General features: G+C 67.5%; 4 protein-coding genes. 2 read left to right on the top strand and 2 right to left on the bottom strand.

What is annotated here, in order from left to right; translation table 11 throughout:
• Positions 1-66 precede the first annotated feature (66 nt).
• Both hpnD and hpnC read right to left on the bottom strand, forming a co-directional pair.
• Positions 67-930: a presqualene diphosphate synthase HpnD gene (gene hpnD / locus LPZ50_RS22715; RefSeq protein ID WP_230665090.1), complete on the bottom strand. Its 864-nt coding sequence runs from the start codon at positions 928-930 to the stop codon at positions 67-69.
• A gap of 99 nt (positions 931-1029) precedes the next feature.
• Positions 1030-1902, bottom strand: a complete 873-nt coding sequence (gene hpnC / locus LPZ50_RS22710) for a squalene synthase HpnC (protein WP_230665089.1) — start codon at positions 1900-1902, stop codon at positions 1030-1032.
• Positions 1903-2007: 105 nt separating this feature from the next.
• On the opposite strand from hpnC, the gene alr reads away from it, so the two are divergent.
• A complete protein-coding gene (gene alr, locus LPZ50_RS22705) occupies positions 2008-3141 on the top strand; it encodes an alanine racemase (protein ID WP_230665088.1) in 1134 nt (377 codons plus the stop codon).
• Positions 3142-3163: 22 nt separating this feature from the next.
• On the top strand, positions 3164-3880 hold the full coding sequence (locus tag LPZ50_RS22700; RefSeq protein ID WP_230665087.1) for an SDR family oxidoreductase: 717 nt from the start codon (positions 3164-3166) through the stop codon (positions 3878-3880).
• The last annotated feature ends 232 nt before the right edge of the window (positions 3881-4112 follow it).

Here is a 4112-nt window from a genome sequence, read left to right as displayed (position 1 = left end):
CGTCCGCCTCGCGCAGCGCGGCGCAGGCGGCCAGGCCGGCCCAGCCGGCGCCGATGATGGCGATTTTCATCGCGCCAGGCGGCGCAACAGGCCGCGGCCGCCGCCCACCCAGGTTTTCCAGGCCAGCCAGAGTTTGCGCAACGGGGTCAGCGAAATGCGCTGGTGCAGCACCTGCCAGTTGTCGCGCTCGATTTCGTCGAGCAGCGCATGGTAAATGGCCGCCATCATCAGGCCCGGGCGCTGGGCGCGCCGATCGGCTTCGGGCAGAGCGGCCATGGCTTCTCCATATAGCTGCCGCGCCCGTTCGGCCTGGAACTGCATCAGCGCAGTGAAGCGGTCGGAATAGGTGCCGTCGAGAATCTCGGCGGCCTTTACGTCGAATTGCTGCAGTTCGTTCACGGGCAAATAAATACGCCCGCGCCGCGCGTCGTCGCCCACGTCTCGGATGATGTTGGTCAGTTGGAAGGCCAGCCCGAGTTTGCCGGCGTATTCCAGCGTGCGGGGATCCGTGTAGCCGAACACGCCGGCCGACAGTTCGCCCACCACGCCGGCGGCGTGCCAGCAGTACTTGCGCAGGCCCGGCCAGTCCAGGTAGCGGGTCTGGTCCAGGTCCATTTCCATGCCGTCGATCACCGCCAGCATGCGTTCGCGCGAAATACCGCAGGCCTCCAGGTGGGGCTGCAGCGCGCGCATGACCGGGTGTTCGGCCTGTCCGCCGAACAACTGGTCGACCTGGGTGCGCCACCAGGCCAGCTTGACGCGGGCGAGCGACGGGTCGGAACATTCGTCGACCACGTCGTCCACTTCGCGGCAGAATGCATACAGCGCCGTAATGGCGCGGCGGCGTTCCGGCGGCAGGAACAGGAACGAATAATAAAAACTCGATCCGCTTTTGGCGGCCTTTTCCTGGCAGTAGTCGTCAGGCGTCATAAATTGGTGAGTATCCCTTCAGTTTTCCAGCGCACCGCGCCACGCATTGCGACAGCGCCGCGCGAACGGGGGCGCCGCGGATCCGGCCCTGCCAGCCCGTCAGCGCCGCTCTCCCGAGGTGGACGGGCGCAGCGCGTCCCGGGAAGGCCCGATACAGCGCCACAGCATGACGGCCCAGTCTTTCGGGCCCAGTTCGGGGCGGTTCATGAACACGTCGTAGCCGTTGCGTTCGATGCGTTCGAGGATACGCAGCCCGCCTTGCACCACCATGCGCAATTCCAGCCCGATACGCCCCGGCAGGCGTCGCGCCAGCGGAGCGCCAGAGTGTAGCAGTGCCCGTGTGCGGTCTACCTGGAACGCCATCAGCGCGCGCCAGGCCGGTGTCAGGCGGCAGGCTGCCAGGTCTTCTTCGCTGACGCCGTGGCGCCGCAGGTCGGCCGCCGGTAGATAGACCCGCTGCTTCCGCCAGTCCAGCCGCACGTCCTGCCAGAAGTTCACCAGTTGCAGCCCGGTACAGATGGCGGCGGACTGCTCCAGGTTCTGCGGCGTGGCGGCGTCGTACAGGTGCAGCATCAACTGGCCCACCGGATTCGCCGAGCGCGAGCAGTAGTCGAGCAGCGTCGCATAGTCGTCATAGCGCTTGACGGTGACATCCTGCTCGAAGGCCGACAGCAAGTCGAAGAACGGGGTAATGGGCAACTGGTGGCGGGCGATGGTGCGCGCCAGCGGGGCGAATATGGGTGCCAGTTCCGGCGCGGCTGCCGGCACGCTGCCGGGCTCGGCGCCGATGCGATGCAGTTCCGCCCGGAACGCGGCCAGGCTGGCCAGGCGTTGTTCGTCGCTGGCGTCGCCTTCGTCGGCGATGTCATCGGCGGCACGGGCATAGCGGTATATGTCGGTGACTGGGCGGCGCAGCCGGCGAGGCAGCAGCACCGAGGCAACAGGAAAGTTTTCGTAATGATCGACGGCCATAAGTCATGCGGGCAGCGGCCCCCTGGCCGCCGTACGGGTATTTTAGTGGCGCTTTCCGGGGAGCGTCCGGCCGGATCAGTTAGACTAGCTGCCACAGGATTTCCCATGCCCCGTCCCATACAAGCCTCCATCTCGACTTCCGCGCTCAGCCACAACCTGGACGCGGTGCGGCGCCATCTTGCCCAGGCCGCCCAGGCCGGTGCCGGCGTGGCGCCCAACGTCTGGGCGGTGATCAAGGCCAACGCCTACGGGCACGGCATCGAAGCCGCGGTGGCCGGCTTTTCGGCCGCGCAGGGCCTGGCCATGCTGGACCTGGCCGAGGCCGTGCGGTGCCGCGAGGCGGGGTGGGGCGGCCCCGTCCTGCTGCTTGAAGGTTTTTTCCAGCCGGCCGACCTGGAACTGGTCGACCGCTACCATCTCACCGCGTCCGTCCACACGCGCGAACAGCTCGACATGCTGGCGCATTCCAGGCTGTCGCGCCGGGTGGACATCATGCTCAAGCTCAACACCGGCATGAATCGCCTGGGGTTTGCCCCCGAAGCCTATGAAGGCGCCTACGCGCGCGCGCGCCAATTGCGCGAACAGGGCCAGGTGGGCACCATCGGCAAGATGACGCACTTCGCATGCGCCGACGGGTCGCAGGGCGTGGCCGGCCAGATGCAGGTATTCCGCGATGCCATCCGCGGCCTGAACAGCGATGGCCCCATCAGTGTGTGCAATTCGGCCGCCACCCTGCGCTACCCCGACATCGCCGTCGCGAACGCAAGCCCGGCGCACTGGGTGCGGCCGGGTATCTGCCTGTATGGCGCGTCACCGTTCGACGACGCGTCCGCCACGGCGTACGGGCTGCGGCCGGCCATGTCGCTGCGATCCCAGATCATCGGCGTCCAGAATATTCCCGCTGGCGCCGATGTCGGCTACGGCGCCACTTTCCGCGCCGAGCGCGCCATGCGCATCGGCGTGGTGGCTTGCGGCTATGCCGACGGCTATCCCCGCCATGCCGGCACGGGTACGCCCATCGTGGTGGGCGGCGTGCGCACCCGCCTGGTGGGGCGAGTGTCCATGGACATGCTGATGGTCGACCTCGATCCCGTCCCGGCGGCGGGTATCGGCACACCGGTATCGTTGTGGGGCCAGGACGGCCCCTCGGTCGATGAAGTGGCAAGCGCGGCCGGCACCATCGGGTACGAATTGCTGTGCGCGCTGGCACCCCGCGTGCCGGTCAAGCGCGAACCCTGACCTTATTGAAGCGAGGATTCCCATGAAGGATAAATGCGTACTGGTAACGGGCGCCACCAAGGGCATAGGCTGGGCCCTGACCCAGCGGCTGGCCGACCTCGGCTGCCATGTCGTGGGTATCGCGCGCAATACCGACCATATCGATTTTCCCGGCTACCTGTATGCCTGCGACCTGTCCGATGCGGGCCGCACCGAAGAGGTCCTGCGCGAAATCCGCGACAAGTTCCCGGTCGATGCGGTGGTGAACAACGTGGGCGTGGTGCGGCCCCAGCCACTGGGCGAAATCGACCTGGCGTCGCTCTACAGCGTCATGGACCTGAACGTGCGGGTGGCGGTGCAGGTAACCCAGGCGTTCGTCGAATCCATGAAAGTCCGCCGCACGGGCCGCATCGTCAATGTGTCCAGCCGGGTCATTCACGGTGGGCTCGAGCGCACCAGCTATTCCGCGGCCAAAAGCGCCCTGATCGGCTGCACCCGCACCTGGGCGCTGGAACTTGCCGAATACGGTGTCACCGTGAATGCCGTGGCCCCAGGGCCCATTGAAACCGAGCTGTTCCGCGTGGCCCAGCCCGCTGGCAGCGACGGCGAAAAGCGGGCCCTTGCCTCCATTCCCATGAAACGCCTGGGCACGCCGGCCGAAGTGGCTGCCGCCATCGCATTCCTGCTGTCCGACGACGCCGGCTTCATCACGGGCCAGGTGCTGGGCGTGGACGGCGGCGGCAGCCTTGCCGGGCGCTGAAGCGCCACCCGGCAAGGCGCCATGCCCCAAGGTGAAGAGGGCGCTTTGCAGGGCATGGCCGGGTGTCTCTGTCGATGCCAGGCCTCGGTTTCGTTGGCAACAGGCGTCAGGGCGCGGGCGGCAATAGCGCCCGCAGGTCGTCGGGCAGTTCCAGTGCGGGCGCGTCGCCTCGCAAGTCCTGCAGCGCCCGCACGGCCTCGTCGCGCCGCCCATCGCGCAGCAGCGCGCGGAT

It is taken from the genome of Bordetella petrii, assembly GCF_020991325.1.
GTDB classification, from domain to species: domain Bacteria; phylum Pseudomonadota; class Gammaproteobacteria; order Burkholderiales; family Burkholderiaceae_B; genus Bordetella_A; species Bordetella_A petrii_E.
The sequence above is the reverse complement of the archived record's forward strand: the minus strand, read 5'-3'. Positions and strand labels throughout refer to the sequence as shown.